The sequence below is a fragment of the Bacillus sp. V3-13 genome (assembly GCF_002860165.1).
In the GTDB taxonomy this organism is placed as follows: domain Bacteria; phylum Bacillota; class Bacilli; order Bacillales; family Cytobacillaceae; genus Bacillus_BJ.
Window position 1 is genome coordinate 38,062 of sequence record NZ_PGUZ01000044.1, and the last position, 19,182, is coordinate 57,243.

A 19,182-nucleotide genomic window follows, 5' to 3' on the forward strand; every position below is an offset into this window, starting at 1 on the left:
ATACAGGTAAAGAATAACAAGGAGGCGATCATCTATGGATATGCAGCGCAGTTCTTCCACCGATAAATTTATCCCGATGAGTTCAATTACTCATGGAGTCGGCAAAGAGATAGCTGCTGATATTTTCAGTTATACAGTCCAAATCGTAAATGTATGTTTCATTGGTACTCCAGGTGAAAGTGATAATTGGGTTCTTATTGATGCTGGCATGCCACGATCGGCAAACATGATTATTTCAAAAGCGGAAGATCGGTTTGGCGCAGGCGCCCGTCCGAAAGCCATTGTTCTCACACATGCGCATTTTGATCATATCGGCGCCATTGTGGATTTGGTTGAAAAATGGAATGTTCCGGTCTATGCTCACCAGCTGGAGCTTCCATACTTAACCGGGAAAAAGAATTACCCGGAACCTGATGGGACTGTTGAAGGTGGCCTAATCGCAAAAATATCGCCATTTTTCCCAAACGAAGCGATTGATTTAGGTATTCATGTTCATGCCCTCCCAAACGATGGATCTATCCCGGAAATGCCAGGCTGGCGCTGGATCCACACGCCGGGGCATTCAGAAGGGCATATTTCATTATTCCGGGATTCTGACCGGGCTCTAATTGCAGGTGACGCTTTCGTTACCGTTAAACAGGAAGACCTCTATGACGTACTAACCCAGGATCTTGAAATGCATGGGCCGCCCCGGTATTTAACCACCGACTGGCAGGCTGCCTGGAAGTCGGTAAAACAGCTCGAAGCATTAAATCCGAAATTAGCTGTTACAGGGCACGGGCTTCCCGTCTCAGGTGAATGGCTGGCTGAAAACCTCGCAACACTTGCAAGAGATTTTGATAAAATCGCCATCCCTGACCATGGAAGATATACTGATTAAATTTGTCCCATAGAAAAGACACCTATTTTTATCAAATAGATGTCTTTTTTTATCTCATCATAAAAAGAGTTGCCGCAACCCCGAATTGTGCGGCTTCTGTCTATACTCAAACCAAGTAAAAATGTACCATTATCAATAAAAAATTTATGCTAACTTTAGTAACCATTTTATCAACACACCCTATCTAAAATAGAATATTGTGTATTCTCGTTACAATTTAAAGTTAACATAAATCTATTAAACTAATGTTAATGCAGCATAAATATTTCGTTAACATAACACTTTTCTATAAATTATGACTATATTATTATAGATTTCAGCAAGCAGATTATTACTATTCGCTTTCGAGTCACGCCGGTCAGTCGTCTTTTCTTATTTGGATATCATCTGTGATTTTATCATCGTGCTCGTTTTTCAAAGAAAGCACGGCGGCCTTTCCGTCACTCGGAGAACCATCAGAAAAATACATTGGAAACAAGGAAAAAAACAAAACATAAAAGGAAAAGTATATAAATTGGTCCCACAAAACTGAATCCTCTAAATGACCTGAATAAATTAGCCCATTAACGATTATGATACTTGTAAAATTAAAAATTGAGCCACCGAGATATATTAGCGTATTCGTTACACGATTATCATAGCGTAACGATTTAAATTCACAGGCTCCGTTCCAAAAATAATATTTCCTCACTTCAATTCTCCAAAAGGAAAACAAGTGTGTTCCACAGCCGATGACAATTTTCTTTTCAGTCCCTCCAAAAATAGACACAAAAAAAATATGGCCACTCAAATGGATAAAGGTAACAACCGGGAGAATTAAGAAAAACGAAACGAGAAATTTCAGCACCTCGAATATACTAAGCATGGAAAAATTCCTCCTTTAAAAACACGCATGGTTGCTGGTCTTTTATTAAAGGATGCTATTTTGATACCCGGGATGAATCAATTATAACTAGTAATATTTCTCAAACCTTGAGTCTTATTTTTTGAAAATTAAAACAATTATCAATGAGCCTTATCGGTTGAATCGTGCATTTCATTAATGTTAAGGTTGTCTTGTTGGCTTTTAATCCCAAGTGTACTGCTTTATCTGCTATTTCCCCGCAATGAATCCATTTGCTTATTTGTTCACCAGTTGAACAAGACTGCTGATTAAACACATATAGATATATGCAGATAGCCTTCTCTCAGGAATAAAACATTCCACTATAACCAATCATGTAATCAATAACCCAGGTTAATTTTTAATCGATATATGTATACCGGGTAAATAGAAACGGAGGATACGAATGAAACCTAACGTAGAAGTAAGGGATGTTTCGAAGATTTTTGGGAAATCCCCAAAGGCTGCGATCGACCTTTTAAACAAGGGTTTTTCTAAAAAGGAAATCTTACAAAAGACAGGCCAAACTGTCGGGGTAAATAAGGCGAATTTTGAGATCTATCCCGGAGAAATTTTTGTGATAATGGGATTGTCGGGGAGCGGGAAGTCGACATTAATCAGGATGTTTAACCGCTTAATCACACCGACTTCAGGTGAAATTCTGATTGACGGCGAGGACATTTTGAAGATGAACGCCGAGCGGTTACGGCAGACGAGAAGAGAGAAGATCAGTATGGTCTTTCAAAATTTTGCTCTTTTTCCTCACAAGACGATTCTCGAAAATACCGAATACGGGCTGGAAATTCAAAAAGTACCAGCGGCAGAACGGGCGGAAAAAGCATTAAAAGCTCTGGAAGTCGTCGGATTAAAAGGCTATGAGCACCAGTATCCCGCACAGCTTAGCGGCGGAATGCAGCAGCGCGTTGGATTAGCAAGGGCGCTTGCCAACGACCCGGAGATTCTGCTCATGGACGAAGCCTTCAGTGCCCTCGACCCGTTAATTCGCCGCGATATGCAGGATGAGCTTTTAGAACTGCAGGAAAATCTGAATAAAACGATTATATTTATTACCCATGATTTAGACGAAGCGTTAAGAATCGGTGATCGAATTGCCTTGATGAAAGACGGAAGTATCATTCAATTGGGTACTCCGGAAGAGATTATGATGAATCCGGCCAATGAATATGTAGAGCGATTTGTGGAAGATGTCGATTTATCAAATGTGCTCACCGCTGCACATGTAATGAAAAGAGCGGAAAGAATTTCGGTCGACAGAGGCCCCCGGGTTGCTCTGCAAATTATGAAGGAGCAAGGCTACTCAAGTATTTTCGTCGTCGATAGAAAGAAAAAATTGTTGGGGGCTATTACGGCTGAACAAGCTACACAGGCAATTAAAGAAAGCCTAACCATTCAGGATGTGATGACGAAGAATGTACCCTCAGTAGATGAAAATGTGATCATTTCTGAAATATTGGATCAGATCGCAACCTCAAGTTTACCTCTTGCGGTTGTAGATCATGAAAACAAATTAAAAGGAACCATCATTCGTGGCAGTGTCATTGGTGCACTTGCCGGTAATAGAGATTTCTTAAATGATATGGGAAGTGATTAAATGAATATACCAAAAATACCTTTGGGATCATGGATTGACCGGCTTGTTGATTGGATAACGGCTACCTTCGACGGGTTGTTTGACTTTTTAACAGAAGTCATCGAAGGGACACTGGCTATATTCATTAATGTGCTAAACACCGGTCCCTCAATTTTCTTAATACTAATCTTGACTTTTTTGGCATTATACACAAGCAGATGGGCACTTGGAGTTTTTACTTTGATCAGTTTGCTGCTTATTCAGAATCTCGGTTATTGGGACGCTACTGTTGATACTCTGGCACTTGTCCTTTCCTCAGGACTGATAACGATTTTGATTGGGATACCAATTGGAATCTGGGTATCGCAAAGCGATACAGCAAAAAACATCGTTACACCAATATTGGATTTTATGCAGACAATGCCAGCCTTCGTCTATTTAATTCCATCGATTTTATTTTTTGGAATTGGGATTGTGCCGGGTATTATCGCATCGGTTATCTTTGCAGTTGCTCCCACGATCCGATTGACGAATTTAGGCATTCGTGAAGTTCCACAGGACTTGATCGAAGCCACGGAAGCATTTGGATCAACAACTGGCCAAAGGCTGTTGAAAGTTCAGCTTCCATTGGCTGCACCTACGATTCTTGCCGGTATAAATCAGAGTATAATGCTCTCCCTTTCAATGGTTGTCATCGCTTCTTTAGTTGGAGCACCAGGACTGGGAGCAGAAGTATACCGGGCGGTGACCCAGATTCAAGTTGGTCAGGGTTTTGAAGCCGGATTATCGATCGTCATGATCGCGATTATTTTAGACCGGATTTCACAAAACCTTAGAAAGCCGGCTTTTTCGCACATCATCAATCCGAAGATTGTATTCGGAGTCACCGGGGCTGCTTTTTTAGTCATGTTTGCTTACTTTGGATTTTTAGAAGGAAATATGGATGAACAAGCCTCCGCTGACCATGCCGGGGCTCAAGTGGATTATCAAATTACCGGTATTGACCCAGGATCGGGACTAATGAAAGCGACGGAAAAAGCCATGGAAGATTATAATTTACAAGATTGGACGCTTCGAGAAGGTTCTTCTGCGGCAATGACGGCGGAGTTAAAGAAAGCCTATGAAAATGAGGAACCGATTATCATTACAGGTTGGACGCCGCACTGGATGTTTCAGAAGTACGATTTGAAATATCTGGATGATCCGAAAGGCTCTTACGGGGAAGGTGAATCGATCCATACGGTTGTAAGAAAAGGACTTGAAGAAGAGGCACCTGGAGCTTACCAAATACTTGACCAGTTTTATTGGAAACCTGGTGATATGGAAGAAGTTATGGTGGAGATTCAAGAAGGTGCTGACCCTAAAACGGCAGCTCAAAACTGGATTGATTCCCATAGCGACGTAGTCCAGAGATGGATAGAAGGCACTCAGCAAGGCAATGGGCAAGAAATCATTATAGTCTATGTTGCCTGGGAATCAGAAATTGCAAGTACCAATGTGATCAGTGAAGTTTTAGAACAGCAGGGATATAACGTCAACATGAAACAGGTTGAAGCAGGCCCAATGTTTGCCGGAATTGCCGATGGAAGTGCTGACGCAATGGTTGCAGCATGGTTGCCAACCACCCACGCTGATTATTTTACACGTTATGAAGATGCTTTGGTTGATCTCGGAGCGAACCTGGAAGGAACCAGGCTGGGGTTAACCGTTCCAGAATACATGGAAATAGATTCAATCGACGATTTAAAGTAATGATAGAGAAGGTATCCTTTTAAAGGATGCCTTTTTTATTTAAGTCCTCGCCTCGCATTAAATCTGGCACTGGATAAACCAAAAAGAATCGTTTTCTCCCCTCCATTTCCAAAAGAATGATTTAGAGCAATTTCACATCATTCCACTAGAATTACAAGTTATAACCTACACTAATGAGTTTAGTACTTTAGGTACTACAACTAACGGGATATCCAGCTAATACTTTATGTGTAAATTTCACTTTCGACAAAAAATCCCCTGGATTTGTATATAGTATTTGAAATATTATGATAAATACAAAAGTGAATGTATGTTCATTCATTTTCGGTACAAAACCATACTTGGGGGTATTATGGATGAATGTTTTCAACTTACTTTCTGTTGAGTTTGCAAAGCTGGCAGCAAACAAGGCGATTCTTTTTTCCATTATTGCCGCTTTACTTGTACCTGTTGCCTATGGAGGGATTCTCCTCTCTGCTGACTGGGGTCCTTATGACAATCTGTCAAACTTGCCGGTTGCCGTCGTCAATAATGATAAAGGAGCGATGTCGGAAGATGAACCGATCAACGTAGGAAGAGAATTGGTGGCGAATTTGAAAAAAGGAAAGCAGTTAGGCTGGAAATTCGTCGATTCGGCAAAAGCGATGAAAGGACTACAGAATAATGACTTCTATATGGTCATTGTGATACCCGAAGATTTTTCCCAGCGCGTGACAACCGTCCTTGATCCAAATCCCAAAAAGCTTGAACTAGAATACATCCAAAATGAAGGACTTAACTTCCTCGCCTCACAAGTTACCAGAACCGCTACTGAAAGAATTCGCGAGCAACTGGCAAATACAATCACCGAACAATACGTTACATCCGTCATGGGTGAGGTTGCCGATGGATTTGAGAAAGCAGCCGACGGATCGGCCCAGCTTGCTGACGGAACAACACAGCTTCATGACGGAACAACTGAATTACAGCAGTCCGTCACTGAAAAATCGCCAGACATCGCGAGGCTGGCCGATGGCGCGAATCAGCTTAAAGGAGGAACAGGACAGCTCGTAAATTCCCTTTCTTCCAAGCAAGCAGATATTACAAAGCTGGCAAATGGCACGAAAGAATTAAAAAATGGTACTTCCCGTCTGTTAAAAGGATTACACGATAAATCCGGTGATATTTCGCGGCTCGCTAATGGAGCAAAGGAGCTGCATAATGGTATGGTAAGCCTGAAAGGCGGAACCTCGCAAATATTAGCTGGATTGCAGCGGGCCGAGGCTGGCAGTACGAAGCTTAGAGCCGGCATCGAGGGCCGTTTAGTACCCGGCAGTGCGAAGGTAACAGATGGTGCTGTAAGGCTCGCAGATGGGGCCGCCCAATTGGAGGCAGGAATTAAGGAATATCAAAACTTTAATGTTACGACAAAACTGGATCCTAACTATCAAAAAATAGTAGAAGGGGCCGAAAAAATATTAGCAGGGGCAATTTCTGTAAGGGATGGCTCAACGCAAATCTCTAACGGACTCGCTTCTACGGCAGCTCCTGGAGCAGTAGATCTGAACGAAGGAATTAAAAAGCTGTTAGCCGGTCAAATACAGGTTGATGATGGAGCAGCGAAGCTGGAAGCAGGAGCAAAACAAATTGCTGACGGGAATGCCGCAGTTAACAATGGGTGGTCGGAACTGACAAATGGTGTGACTGCCCTGGACAAAGGGGCGGGCCAAATCTCCGATGGGAATGCTAAAGTAGACGAAGGTTGGAAAGCGCTTACAACCGGGGCGTCTAAAATCAATAACGGAATGGGCCAAGTAAGCAATGGTACCACCAGTGTGAATGAAGGCTGGGGAAAATTGGCTGATGGCACTACTAAGTTAAACGATGGAGCCGGAAAAGTGAATGATGGAACCCAGCAACTCGCTTCAGGGCTGAAAGATGGAGCAGAAAAAACGGGCAGATTGAAAACTGGAGAAGAAAATGCCGGCATGTTCGCAGCCCCGGTTGAACTGGTCAGCGATAAAATTAACGGATATCAATATTACCGTGATTCGACTGCTCCATATATACTGACACTTGGTTTGTTCGCCGGCATCTTGATCATGTCAATGTTTATTGATTTTAAAAGGCCGCCATTCGTATCAAGCGTCCGCTGGTTCGCAGTTAAATTTATGCACTTGGGCTCATTGGCCATCGTTCAAGCCATTTTGCTTCTCAGTGTTGTTCTTTTAGTCCTGAAATTGCATGTGACCAACCCGATTGGATTGATTGTATTTGCGCTCATAGCCAGCGTGACGTTTTCAGCAATTGTGCTCTTCCTGGCCGCTTTCGGTGGTAACATTGGCCGCTTTATCGCTTTGGTGTTTATTATCTTGCAGTTATCGATTACGGGAGCGAACCTGCCGATCGATATGCTGCCTGAAACGTATAGAAATGTAAGCGCATACCTTCCGTTCACCTATTCAATTGCCGGGTTTAAATCAGTGATCTCTTTAAATAGTTTCGGCTCGGCACTTGTAAACGCCGGAATGCTGCTTATATTCCTTGTCATTTTTGGTTTGTTGTCATGGGTCGCAATTTTTATAAAAAAGAAATATCAACAACAAAATTCTGACATGGCAGCAGAAACGGTAGTCTAAAAATAGGGACGGGCGCCAGATATGATGGCGCCGTCCCTTATATTTTTATAAATGGGCAATACTTAAATATTATTTTATTTTCTTATTTCACATATAAACTACAGTGAGTGGTGGAGGTTATCAAAAATAATGTATATGCAATGAATGCATTTACCAGGTTTTTTCAAAGGGATCCTGATAGAGCTTCATTTTTTTCAATGCTCGGTGTACACCTTTAAAACTTTCTCGAGATCTTCCATGTCGGCAACATGCAACAACTGCCGCTGCCGGTTCGTTTCAATCACCAAAATGCCGTCTTCTGACAGATTCATATTTTTAATGCGGTCGTAATTAGAATAAAAATTCCCATAAAAATATCCTTTTTCTTTAAATCTTGCTTTCGGAGTCCGCAGCAATACAAAATAAAGAATAATCGCCGCATAACCCGCCAACAAATACGTAACCATTTCATTACCGCCGCTCATGATGTTGGAGACAACCAGTATGACCAGCAATCCTGCAAAAATAAGCTGATCCGCCAAGTTGCGTTTTTTTAAAGGGACAGTAAGAATCGTCTTTCCTTTTAACATCGGAATGACGACGGAATCATATACAATATACACAAGGGATAATGCAATCAGAGCCATTAATATTCCTTCTGTGATAGACATCAGGTGTACCTCCTCACTTCACATTTTAAATTCAGAACGAGAATCGGAGCCATTTCCGATTCTCGTTCTTATGTTTGCCGGGCCAGGTTGGTACGGCATTTCCGTTCAACCTATTTAGCGAGGAATCCGCCCCAGTATCCGACGATTCCAAGTGCGAAAATACCAAGAATAATCCACAATGGATTGACTTTTTTCTTCAGCAGCCACATGCACACAAAAGTTAAAAGCAACGGTAAAAGCCCAGGCATTAATTGATCTAAAATACTTTGAACTGTTGTGGTTGTTACTTCACCCGTTTCAGGATTCTCAATCTCGGAAACAACTAATGGTATTTTCATAGATGTCCATTTATTGACAAGTGCTCCCATAACGAATAGACCGAGAATCGATGCACCTTCTGTCAACTTTTGAAGCAGGTTGCCTCCCATGTCGGAAACGACGTTGGAACCTTTATGGTAACCGTAAAAGACACCCCACCATCTAACGCCAAGACGAACAGCATTGAACAATACAAAGAACAAAAGCGGTCCTAAAATATTGCCGGACATTGCGATCGATGCACCAAGTGCCGCAAATATCGGACGCACCGTACCCCAAAAGATCGGGTCACCGACACCGGCAAGTGGTCCCATCAAACCTACTTTAATACCGTTGATCGCGGCATCTTCGATTTCTGCGCCATTTGCCCGCTGTTCCTCCATTGCGAGAGTTACACCTAAAATCGGGGCTGATGCAAATGGTTGGGTATTAAAGAATTCGTTATGCCTTTTCATTGCTTGCTTACGTTCTTCACTGCCTTCAGGATACAGGCGGCGAATCGCAGGCGCCATGGCGAAGGCATATCCTAAAGCTTGCATCCGCTCAAAGTTCCAGGAACCTTGAAGTAAGTTGGAGCGAATGAAAACCGCACGCAAATCACGCTTTGTCAGTTTCTTTTCACCTGCAGAAGGTGCCACCACATTCGTTTCATTACTCATTTTGCGTCCCTTCCCTTCCTAGTCTAACTCATCGTCAAGATCGTCGTCATACCCTGAAGCTACATTTCCGCTTGACGCGATTGCGACTTTATTGTATTTCGGGCTTAATTGAATATATATGATCGCCATAACTAAACCGAGTACGCCGAGGGCAACCAAGTTAAATTCGGTGTAAGCAGCTATAACAAATCCAACGAAGAAGAATGGCATTAAGTATGGCGCTTGCATCATATTGATTACCATTGCATACCCGACAACAACGATGATCCCGCCGGCGACATTCAATCCGCCTGTTACTACATCCGGAATCGCATCAAGCATATTCCTAACAGCAGAAGTTCCGACCGTAACAACAACGATAAGGGCAGGAATCGCAATACGCATCGCTTGCAAGAGCAACGCACCTATATGCAGTAAATCCATCCCCCGCAAATCACCTTTTTCTGACATTCTGTCAGCACCGTGCTGGAACCCAACAGTAATCGTACGGACGAGGATCGTCAATACCTGGCCAGCTGCAGCAAGCGGAATCGCCAGTGCAATACCTGCGCCGATATCTTGCCCCCCTGCAACGACAAGGATAGTTGAGATAATTGATGCTAAAGCAGCATCAGGTGCAACAGCTGCACCGATGTTCATCCAGCCGAGTGCAATCATTTCGAGTGTACCACCAATGATAACCCCGGTTGTTACATCTCCTAAAACCAGGCCGATTAACGTACATGCAATCAACGGACGGTGGGTCTGAAATTCATCAAGGATTGACCCCATCCCTGAAATACAAGATACGAGGAAGACTAGGATAATTTGTATTACAGAAACATCCACGATTTTCCCTCCTTAGAGTAAATAATGTGAAGAAGTGCAGATTTTTCCCATTGTTTAAGCAGTTGACTTCTCTGAAGTCAGGTAAAACGGTTACAAAAATTCACTCAGTGTTCTACTCGGTATGCCAGTAACCACCTCCTTTAATGTCTCAAGGCCGGCCAGAGCCTATCAGCCCTCACCGTCCCGGTCACGTCTTAAGGTGTGAAGGCAACAAGCAGCCGCTTTTGTCAAGTTTGGTTATTGCCCCGTTTACTTCTAATTGGTTTCTTATTTACCAGCTTGCAGCTTGTCTAAAAGCGGAATAATTGCTAATTTATTGTCCGCGGCCACTTTGCGAATTTCCAATTCGATATTGCGGGCAGCCAGTTCGCGAAATGCTTGAATGTCTTTTTCATCAACCGATACGGCATTGGTAATCATCGTTTTGCCTTCTTTGTAAGCAATCCCGCCAATGTTGACAGATTTAATGGCGACACCTGCATCAACCAGGCGCAGTACGTCGGTCGGGTTTGTGAACAGGAGCATAACGCGGTCATTGTCATATTTCGGGTTGTTGTACACGCGAATTGCTTTCTCAATGTCCACGACACTGGCTTTTATCCCTGGCGGTGCCACTTGGGTGAGCAAGGTCTTGCGGACCGTGTCTTTTGCCACTTCGTCACTGACCACAATAATCCGGCTAACGCGGGCCTCTTTCGTCCAAACAGTTGCCACCTGTCCGTGAATCAAACGGTCGTCAATACGTGCTAATGCAATAATCATTTATAATTCCTCCTCTGATTCTTCAGTTACAACCAAGCTTCTTCTTAGGGATTTAACACCCATACTCCCTGCCTTTAAAGCAGTGTCAACCAGTTCGTCAAATCCCATCCCTGATCGCAAGGCCAATGTTTCCAATAGCATTGGAATGTTAACTCCTGCGATTACATCATAATCTGGTTTCGGCAAAGCAATTTGGCTCGCAGCATTATACGGGCTGCCGCCGAATAAATCGACCATAAACAGGACGCCTGCAGCGGTATCAAGCTTAGACAGTTGTTCATTGAATTTTGTAATCAATGTATCTGTATTTTCACCAGGAACAAAATCGATAAAGGTAACGTTTTCTTGCGGGCCGATAATCATTTCTGTTGATCTTAGCAATTGTTCTGCTGATGCTCCGTGTGTTCCAATGATAATGGCAGTTGTCATTGTTCGACCTCCTTTTTCATCTTTCAACAATAATACATGCAAGATTCGTGCCAACTTTCTGTATTAAATTGCGCTGCCTATCATTCAAGCATTCTCTTTTTATTTTTAAAACACATTGATACACTATTAAAAAATCTTTAATACTAATACAGTGCTTTCGCTGCAGCGAAAAGAAAACTGTCTTATTAGCTGTACCAGGCCTATCATAGTTGGCCATATTGTTTTTCTCCCGACCTTTTCATGGGATCTTCTAATGAGTCCTTCAAATTTATTCAAAAATCGCCTTCCGGCTTCTCAACAAAATCGTCATTTTTGTGTACAAACAAAAATAAGACTGCTACAAGGTAAAAACCTTTTTAGCAGTCTTATGCCGGATACATTAAATTGCCTGCTGACCTTCGATCTGGTTATCTACTAAATCAACCAGAAAATACAGTTCATCATCCGTCAAAGAAAGTTTAAGCTTGTCCTGAAATATTTGTGCCTCTACTTTAAAAGCTTCTTTTTTCGCTTCTTGCTCATCTGTAACTTCCGAAGTATAACGGAGGTTGTCGCGTGTCACCGCCCGCTCCAGCGCACAGCCGATATGAAGGCTCAGATTGATTTTTGTGGCGTTACTAAAGGAAAAGGCTACAACTTTTTCGATATTTGATATAAATTGCAGGATTGTCCCAATCACTTTCTTTGGGTTTAAATAGGTTAAAAACTCATTTAAGCTTTCTTTGCTCATTTCCCGCACTATTACTTCCGGCCTTGGATTAGCGGGAACTAAATGCTGGTTTTGGATCAAGTTGATAAATTGGGCTTCCCCGTCCCCCACAAATAGCGATTCAATCGGAATAAACGGCACATGGATTTTCGGGTCTACTATTCCGACGGTCAAAAGAATCTCATATTTTTGCAAGTATTGATCGATTCTTTTTTCAATTTCGTTGATCGGCAGAGGGATGACCTTAATCTCGCTTTTGCCGATGTTGCGGAGCAATTGTTCAACAAATTGCTTCAACTTCTCCGCAGTTCCTTCCCCGGTCGAGCAGACAGACAATATAGCGAGGGGCTTTGTCGGCATACGGGTTTCCTGCTGTTCAACCTGGTAAGTTCCGTAACCTCTAAAATCTTTCAATGACTCGTAAATCTCATCCAAATCCATGTCCATGATCGTTGCTTTCCGGACCGCTTCAATCACAAGCGGGGTGGATACCATATCAAGCGTTCGAGTCTGGATACCGGTATCGTTCGTGATTACCTGGCCAAATCCGGTCAAAGAACCCATGTCAACGAGCAGCAAAACACCTTTTCCCATATCAATTTCTCTTACCCGCTCACGCATTTCTCCCAAAATTTCTTTTGGACTGAGATCAAGCGGCATATCAATACATTCTATATTCGTTTCCCCAAGCAGTTTTTTGACGACGTTGACCATGCTGCTTGCTGTACTGCTTCCATGCGCCGCAACGAGTATTGCAACATGCTCAACCGTTTGATCTTTTAAAAGCGAGGTAAATATGATCGTCAAGTACATTGCTTCCATCTCGGGAACACGGATATGGAAACGCTCCTCAATCAGGCGGCAAATTTCCAGCGAAAGCTGATACTCTTTTGGCCTGTCATTGATGACATTTTCGATATTCGTATAGCTCACGGATTTTTGATTTTTTGACCTTTTTAAAAATGAGGTGAGATGCAGGCTGAATGCGAGCAGGAAGCGATCCGTCACCTTTTGTCTCAATCTTTTTTCGACTGTTTCCTGGACTTCCTCACTGAAAGTCAAAATATTTTCGTCGACAATCTTTAAGATTTTCTTCCGATTTAGCGCATTGCTTGAAAATTTGTTATAAAATTTATTCAAATGAATATCAATATCCAGCTTTAAAAACCGGTTAATATCCTCATCCGATACCGACTGCTCCATCATAAACGCAACTTTATCTTCAATAATACTGTATAAATTAAAATCCGGTTCATACGGGTCTTCTTCAAACAGAGCTTTATTGTTCCCTTCCGGATATATCATCAAATTCGGCTCCAGCATCTGGGACAACTCCTGCATTTCCTGCCGGCGCCTGCTCAGATAAAAAAGGCCATTTTTGATTTCCGGAGGCAGCCGTTTAAATTCTATAGTGATAATTTCTTCATTCAAGCAACGGAGAAAGCCGTTGGCACAGACAAGCTGGATATTCGATTTTAGCTGTCCGACGTTTCCGAAAGAAGTGTTGCCAATCAATGCTTTGATCGCTTCAGCTTCAATTTTAATCGGTTTCTGCACGCGGTTTGCCTCATTGGCCAATAAAAATTTTAAAATATCAATCTTGTCTATTGGAAGGCGTTCTTCAAACGACGGAATGCTGATCAAAATCGGGATGCGGCGGACAAAGGTTTTAAGCAACGAAGATTCCGGGTCTTCCGTTGTTGCACCAATGATCAGCACATTGGCTTTATGCTTCCGCTCCGTTTCCCCGAGGCTGCTGTATGTCCCGGTATCCATAAAATAAAAGATCATTTCCTGGCCTTCAGGCGGAAGGCGGTGGATTTCATCGAGAAACAGGATGCCGCCATCTGCCTTGGCAACCAGCCCTTCTTTATGGCTATCCGCTCCCGTAAATGCCCCTTTCACATGACCGAATACATGTGAAAGCAAAAGCTGCGGGTTATTGTAATAATCTGCACAGTTGAACACGACAAACGGGGTGTCTTCCGTATATGGCCCGACATGTTTCGCATAGTTGAACATCATGTTGGCAAACAGCGTTTTCCCAACCCCGGTCTGCCCGACAATCAATGTATGCAGACCGTGGGGCGGATACAAAACGGCTGCTTTCGCTCTCTCCACTTGAATGCGCAAGCTCGTTTTTGACCCGATCAAATCATCAAATGGGCTCGGTTCCTCCTCTGTATCCATTTGCGATGATGGTTTCGATTGCCCATTTCGGTAGGCCAGGATGCTTGCCATGCTTTCATACTCGTAAATATCATTCGGCAACTGAGACTGTATCAACTTTTCAATACAGTCCTTCACGAGGTAACGGACCGGGCGGCCTTTAATCTTGATAATCATATTTTGGCGCAATAGTTTGTTTAATTCCGCGCTCACATTGTTTCTGAGAATATCTAAATGATCCGCGATATCTGAAGCAGTGAACCCCTCCATACGGATAAAATCATCGAGCTTTTTACCATCAGACTGTTCGACTAAATAAGCATAAATTTTATCGATACGCTTCATACAGAACCACCCCTTTTGTTGGGAATAAATCTACATTAATAGTATCACGAATGTATCAGCTATCAATATTAATTCATGACAAGCCTGCGAACTCTTTATGCAGAAATTCTTCGAGCTGGGGCAAAAGTCATCATCGATTTCGGCAATTTTTCGTAAAACTTCGACAAAACGAGTGAATTATCCTTATTAATAGAGGATCCGTTGTTTTTAGATTGAATTTTGCTCAGCAAGAAGGTTCCACTTTAGCATACTGAGTGGAAGAAATCATTTCATAACAAAAACCAAGATATGGATAAATTATTAAATTAAGGGGCAAGTTAATGATAAATCGTGAAAATTCATTAATTCAGGAGGGTTGTTTCATAATGGAGTTGTACAAAAACATGGAATTCGAAATGAAAAGCAGCTTTATGCCTAACCTCACCAACTCAGAGAGATTAAAAATTTTAGAAGTGACACAAGGAAGTATCGTGATTAAAATGGACAATTCGAATTACAGAGGGGTCTTTCCGAGGGACAGCTTTCAATACTGGATTAAAAAAGGTTCGTTAGTATATATAGATGACCATAAGGAAAAAACTTCGTAAACTATGGCACTGGTTAATACCAGTGTTTTTTTATGCCTTATACCCGTACTTTCGCCACGTTCAACCGTGAATAAGCTTGATTTTTATATCACCCCTTGACGTTCGTTTCAACGCTTCATTTCACCATCACCTGAGGCTAAGGGAATTTATCTTCCTGGCGGGGAATATACCTGTAATATGGTTTTTTTGAAGGACGTTCATCATAACTTTAAATTCAGCCCCGAAAGGTGATGCCGATGTATCCTGTTTATAAATACTTTGGAAAAGAAAAAAAGTGTGAAGAAGTTCCGACAGCCTTCCCTCCGCAGCATCAAGACCAGCATCCAGGATTGGAATATCTCATGTTTCCAAGACCGATTTCCGAAAATCCCAATTATATAGGCAGTGGTAAATTAAAAGGAAAAGTAGCGATCATTACAGGTGGCGATAGCGGGATTGGAAGAGCGGTCGCCTATGCATTTGCGAAGGAAGGGGCGGATGTGGCCATCTCTTATCTTTATGAGCATAAAGATGCGAAAGAAACTCAAAAAAGAATTAGTGAGCTTGGCAGACGCTGCTTATTAATTCCCGGAGATCTTCAAGAAGAGGCTATGTCACATGAGGTTGTAAACCAGACCGTTCATTTCTTTGGTAAAATTGATACGCTAGTCAATAACCATGCTGTCCAATATGTTCAAAAAAGCATCCTCGATATTACAGCAGAGCAATTGGACCGTACGTTTCGTACTAATATTTACTCCTTTTTCTTTATGACAAAAGCGGCCCTTCCTTTTCTGAAACGAGGCAGCGCCATCATAAACACCACATCGGTAACCGCCTATGAAGGAAATGAACAATTGATTGATTATTCCGCAACGAAAGGGGCGATCTTAACTTTTACCCGCTCCCTGTCTCTTTCTCTCATAAAAAAAGGGATCCGGGTCAATGGAGTAGCTCCAGGACCAATTTGGACCCCTTTAATTCCTTCATCTTTTTCAGCAGAAGACGTGAAAACGTTCGGCACCTACACGCCAAAAGTGCCTATGAACCGTGCTGGCCAGCCTTATGAAGTTGCCACAAGCTATGTGTTCCTGGCTTCCGATGATTCAAGCTATATGTCCGGTCAAATACTGCACCCAAACGGAGGGGTGATGTCAGGTTCTTGATAAATTTTAAGCTAAAAAAGGCAAAAAGTAATGCTCGGCAGCATCCAAAATATATTCCCGCACCCCTTGGCCCAGGCGTTTGATCAGCCATCCCTGCACTCACAATGAAGTTGTACCGGACTCCACTTGTCGGCAAAGTCAGTAGCTTTTGGAATTTGTGCTTATTCTTTTATTTTTAGCTTTATTTCATAGCTCTTACCATTTGAATTTTTGGAATCAATATGAATTAGAGCCTTTTCATTAGATACGGAGATTTTTACACCATCACTAGCTGCTACTGCCGTAGGATTCGGTACTTCAACTTTCAATTTCATTTTATCCAAGCTAAAGGTCGGGTCAGAAATGGCAATGGTGACCGTATCTCCATCCTTCTTTACTAGAATTGAAGCTTGATTATAGGATGTGAGATTACTAACCGTTTTCTTTTTATCACTGAAGAAATTAAATCCTTTGATTCCCAGCTTCGTATTTTCAACGGCATGAACATCTTCTGTATTGGATAATACCTTTACGTTCGGATTTGCCGCATATTGTTCTGTTTTCTTTTCATCAAAATTAGGTAAAATCACGTGGGCATATTTTGCTTTTTGTGGATTCTTTCCATGACCCATGTCCAATGTAAAGAAGTTCTTCGTTACTTTTGTATCTGGGTTTCCTGTGCGAATTTTTCTTAAGCTTTTGGAAACTGTTTCTTTCGTAACACCGATCCGAGAGGCATCTGGGAAATAATAGCCTACCTGAGTACCCTCGGCTTTCGTTTTGAAATGAATCCATTTTAAATTATACTCCCCGTTGGCTGGTTCTATTAATCTATCCTCATCATATGTTTCTCCAGAAATAGAACTTGTGTCCGTTCCATCAAACATGCGATTATCGATCGTGGAAATGACCTCTCTGCCCATTTTATCTTGGATACCAGATCCCATTAAGACAATCTCATCGTCAAACATAAAGGCTGACTTATTTGCTTCTGCATTTTTATATACTACAAAGTCTTCTGGCAATAACCCCTTTTGTTTATCTTTAAATCCAATTTCATCCCCAAGTTGGATACCTGAAACTCCATATTTTCCAAGCTTTACTCCACCTGAATAAGTATTTGTACCTACTGGAAAATACACATAATCATTTTGTGACTCAGAAGAAGCATAAAAGTTTAATGGATGATCCGTATTTTCGTAGAAGAGCTTCCCGCCATATAGTTCTGGAATCGTTTTTCTTTCTTCTACAGGTACAGTTGTACCCGGGAGTTTATAAGGATCGATGGTCGCAAAAAAGTTCGCTCCAAATGATTTCGTTTGATCACTTCCGGATAAATATAAATAATAGGCCCCATCCCCTTGGAACCATGGCATTAAATTTTCGCCGCTCATATATTCATATTTGCTGATTCTTTTGGAGCTTCTGGAAAAAGCAAAAGCATACGAATCTCTTACATGAACGGTTTTATCCATTAAGTTAAAGGCATAGTGGTTTGCTTCATCAATCCCATTTTTAGCCTCAATCTCAGGATCCGTCATTAGCTGATTAAAATTGAGAATCGAAGCATATGAGGTAAAAGATCCGGTAGAGATAGTCCCTTTAGTAGTGTCGGCGATATATTTTATATGTGATTTTAACTGTTTACTATCTTCTTTATCTAAGTAGTTCGTTAAATCTACCATCGCTTCTACGATGCTATTGACATCCTGATAACCTGTTCCAGTCCTTGAAACCGCTCTTCCTTTTACGATTTCCATCATATAACCTTCAAATATGACTGGTGAGAACCCTTTGTATATCCAATCCTTTACAGTCGGCACCAAAAGTTCTTCAGAGTTGTATTTACTGTCCGCTAGTATGTTCATGGTTTGGATCATTCTATTTAAGAGCACTTTTCCATAAGAGCCTGTATAGGCAACTCTATGATGCTGAATAAAAGAACCGTCCTCATAAAACCCATCCCTAATCCCATTAATGAGATTGTTGGGATCGACAGTTTTAAAAACAGTTAGAATATGATCTACTGCCTTCGAAACTCGTTCTTCGTCACCAACCAAAACCCCTTGTATAATTCGATTGGTTGCAATATCAGCCAGGTTTGCCCCAGTATGAAATCTGGAAGTTAAATCGATATCTCCATTTTTGCCGTTCCGTAAATACAAATCCATTGATTCTATATAGTCATCAATTAATTCTGGTTTATAATTTTTAATCTCATCCTCTAACAGCAGCAGTGTTTTCGTAATATTCATCGGCATACCGATTTCCCATGAATACCAATTTCCATAATAACCCTTTCCCTGATCTACGAAGAAGTTTGAGTAAAGCCACTCTAATCCATCAATTACTTTATAGATAAGTTCTTGATTTTCATATAAATTCACACCGCTTGAATCGAGTCTCTTGTAAGTTTTAGCTGCAAGTGCCATTTGGTATAAATATAAATAGGAGTTGCTTAAATTTGCATCCTTCTCTCCAAGGACCAGATTTTCAAAGAGGAATTTTTCTTCCCCTTTCACTCGATCTTCACTGGAGAGGAAGGAAGCAAGCCTTGTATTTGCCAAGTTATGGACTGTATTAATCTTGCTATCTAATAAGTAACTATTGTTCATACTCTCGTTACCGGCAAGGTACTCTCTAAAGTTCAGCTTTAATTGATCCAATTCATTTAATACATCCGTATTGCCAGTATGAACAGCCGCTTTTGCGGTAACTGGTGCGGGCTTTTCAGAGGCTTGAGCATTGTTGTTCGATTCTATAAATGGCACTGTTAAGAAGGTTGTTAATGTGAGTGAAGATGCTAAGATTCGCTTCAGATTTTTTTCCATTAAGACACCATCCTAAATTATATTTTTATGATATTGAAATCAAAAAT

13 protein-coding genes are annotated in these 19,182 nt (G+C 41.7%); 6 read left to right on the plus strand and 7 right to left on the minus strand.

Annotated features, from left to right (window positions below):
* The first annotated feature begins 34 nt into the window (after positions 1-34).
* The 4 genes from CU633_RS16365 to CU633_RS16385 all read left to right on the plus strand — a co-directional run bounded on the left by CU633_RS16365 (position 35) and on the right by CU633_RS16385 (position 7,724).
* Positions 35-880, plus strand: a complete 846-nt coding sequence (locus tag CU633_RS16365) for an MBL fold metallo-hydrolase (protein WP_101661662.1) — start codon at positions 35-37, stop codon at positions 878-880.
* A gap of 1,289 nt (positions 881-2,169) precedes the next feature.
* Entirely contained in the window at positions 2,170-3,375 is a 1,206-nt protein-coding gene (locus CU633_RS16375) for a quaternary amine ABC transporter ATP-binding protein (protein ID WP_101661664.1), read from the plus strand.
* Complete coding sequence (locus tag CU633_RS23565; RefSeq protein WP_101661665.1) at positions 3,376-5,106, plus strand: glycine betaine ABC transporter substrate-binding protein; 1,731 nt, start codon at positions 3,376-3,378, stop codon at positions 5,104-5,106.
* A 356-nt stretch (positions 5,107-5,462) separates the two neighbouring features.
* The gene (locus CU633_RS16385; RefSeq protein ID WP_180955003.1) at positions 5,463-7,724 is read left to right on the plus strand and encodes a YhgE/Pip domain-containing protein; all 2,262 of its coding nucleotides are present in this window, start codon (positions 5,463-5,465) and stop codon (positions 7,722-7,724) included.
* A gap of 194 nt (positions 7,725-7,918) precedes the next feature.
* On the opposite strand, the gene CU633_RS16390 is transcribed toward CU633_RS16385, so the two are convergent.
* The 6 genes from CU633_RS16390 to CU633_RS16415 all read right to left on the minus strand — a co-directional run bounded on the left by CU633_RS16390 (position 7,919) and on the right by CU633_RS16415 (position 14,593).
* A complete protein-coding gene (locus CU633_RS16390) occupies positions 7,919-8,374 on the minus strand; it encodes a DUF986 family protein (RefSeq protein WP_101661667.1) in 456 nt (151 codons plus the stop codon).
* Positions 8,375-8,484: 110 nt separating this feature from the next.
* A complete protein-coding gene (gene manZ / locus CU633_RS16395; RefSeq protein ID WP_101661668.1) occupies positions 8,485-9,351 on the minus strand; it encodes a PTS mannose transporter subunit IID in 867 nt (288 codons plus the stop codon).
* Between the two features lie 18 nt (positions 9,352-9,369).
* The gene (locus CU633_RS16400; RefSeq protein ID WP_101661669.1) at positions 9,370-10,179 is read right to left on the minus strand and encodes a PTS mannose/fructose/sorbose transporter subunit IIC; all 810 of its coding nucleotides are present in this window, start codon (positions 10,177-10,179) and stop codon (positions 9,370-9,372) included.
* 267 nt (positions 10,180-10,446) lie between these two features.
* Entirely contained in the window at positions 10,447-10,941 is a 495-nt protein-coding gene (locus tag CU633_RS23120; RefSeq protein ID WP_219620968.1) for a mannose/fructose/sorbose PTS transporter subunit IIB, read from the minus strand.
* The gene (locus CU633_RS23125) at positions 10,942-11,370 is read right to left on the minus strand and encodes a mannose/fructose/sorbose PTS transporter subunit IIA (RefSeq protein WP_219620969.1); all 429 of its coding nucleotides are present in this window, start codon (positions 11,368-11,370) and stop codon (positions 10,942-10,944) included.
* A 379-nt stretch (positions 11,371-11,749) separates the two neighbouring features.
* Entirely contained in the window at positions 11,750-14,593 is a 2,844-nt protein-coding gene (locus tag CU633_RS16415; RefSeq protein ID WP_101661671.1) for a sigma-54-dependent transcriptional regulator, read from the minus strand.
* A 365-nt stretch (positions 14,594-14,958) separates the two neighbouring features.
* Here CU633_RS16415 and CU633_RS16420 point away from each other — a divergent pair, with 365 nt between their 5' ends.
* Positions 14,959-15,180 (plus strand): hypothetical protein, encoded by a 222-nt coding sequence (locus CU633_RS16420; RefSeq protein WP_101661672.1) that lies wholly within the window; start codon positions 14,959-14,961, stop codon positions 15,178-15,180.
* A gap of 236 nt (positions 15,181-15,416) precedes the next feature.
* The gene (locus tag CU633_RS16425; RefSeq protein WP_101661673.1) at positions 15,417-16,325 is read left to right on the plus strand and encodes an SDR family oxidoreductase; all 909 of its coding nucleotides are present in this window, start codon (positions 15,417-15,419) and stop codon (positions 16,323-16,325) included.
* 161 nt (positions 16,326-16,486) lie between these two features.
* Here the strand turns inward: CU633_RS16425 and CU633_RS16430 are convergent, their stop codons facing one another.
* Positions 16,487-19,135, minus strand: coding sequence for a polysaccharide lyase 8 family protein (locus CU633_RS16430; RefSeq protein WP_101661674.1), 2,649 nt, complete (start codon positions 19,133-19,135; stop codon positions 16,487-16,489).
* Positions 19,136-19,182 lie beyond the last annotated feature (47 nt).

What these genes read in the sequence shown, in the direction of transcription:
- CU633_RS16425 (WP_101661673.1), top strand. Translation starts at nt 15,417, where the DNA reads ATGTATCCTGTTTATAAATACTTTGGAAAAGAAAAAAAGTGTGAAGAA.
- CU633_RS16420 (WP_101661672.1), top strand. Translation starts at nt 14,959, where the DNA reads ATGGAGTTGTACAAAAACATGGAATTCGAAATGAAAAGCAGCTTTATG.
- CU633_RS16365 (WP_101661662.1), top strand. Translation starts at nt 35, where the DNA reads ATGGATATGCAGCGCAGTTCTTCCACCGATAAATTTATCCCGATGAGT.
- manZ (WP_101661668.1), bottom strand. Translation starts at nt 9,351, where the DNA reads ATGAGTAATGAAACGAATGTGGTGGCACCTTCTGCAGGTGAAAAGAAA.
- CU633_RS23565 (WP_101661665.1), top strand. Translation starts at nt 3,376, where the DNA reads ATGAATATACCAAAAATACCTTTGGGATCATGGATTGACCGGCTTGTT.
- CU633_RS16415 (WP_101661671.1), bottom strand. Translation starts at nt 14,593, where the DNA reads ATGAAGCGTATCGATAAAATTTATGCTTATTTAGTCGAACAGTCTGAT.
- CU633_RS16390 (WP_101661667.1), bottom strand. Translation starts at nt 8,374, where the DNA reads ATGTCTATCACAGAAGGAATATTAATGGCTCTGATTGCATTATCCCTT.
- CU633_RS23125 (WP_219620969.1), bottom strand. Translation starts at nt 11,370, where the DNA reads ATGACAACTGCCATTATCATTGGAACACACGGAGCATCAGCAGAACAA.
- CU633_RS23120 (WP_219620968.1), bottom strand. Translation starts at nt 10,941, where the DNA reads ATGATTATTGCATTAGCACGTATTGACGACCGTTTGATTCACGGACAG.
- CU633_RS16430 (WP_101661674.1), bottom strand. Translation starts at nt 19,135, where the DNA reads ATGGAAAAAAATCTGAAGCGAATCTTAGCATCTTCACTCACATTAACA.
- CU633_RS16385 (WP_180955003.1), top strand. Translation starts at nt 5,463, where the DNA reads ATGAATGTTTTCAACTTACTTTCTGTTGAGTTTGCAAAGCTGGCAGCA.
- CU633_RS16375 (WP_101661664.1), top strand. Translation starts at nt 2,170, where the DNA reads ATGAAACCTAACGTAGAAGTAAGGGATGTTTCGAAGATTTTTGGGAAA.